The 255-nt window shown below is 68.2% G+C and carries 1 pseudogene; it reads left to right on the top strand.

The features are described from left to right. A pseudogene (locus DM813_RS28845) lies at window positions 1–255 on the top strand (hypothetical protein); the annotation flags it as partial.

Genomic DNA, 255 nt, shown 5'->3' with positions numbered 1-255 from the left:
TCGCCTGGCTGGACAGCGAACTGCTCGAGCGCGCGCTCGACCTCTACGACCGCAAGCAGCCGGTGTGGGGCCAGGCCTTCGCGGCGCAGATCGCCCAGTGCGTGCTGGGCATGAATGGCTGCCCCCAGGGCGCGGCAAGGTTGGCCGCCTGGTGGGCGGATACCAGTATCGCCAAACAGAACCTGGTGGGTCGCGCCCTGACCCGCAACCAGGCCGACATCGAAGCAGAAACCCGCATCGCTTTCGCCAAGGCCC

It is taken from the genome of Pseudomonas alkylphenolica (assembly GCF_004025535.1).
Lineage (GTDB): Bacteria > Pseudomonadota > Gammaproteobacteria > Pseudomonadales > Pseudomonadaceae > Aquipseudomonas > Aquipseudomonas alkylphenolica_A.
The sequence above is the reverse complement of the archived record's forward strand: the minus strand, read 5'-3'. Positions and strand labels throughout refer to the sequence as shown.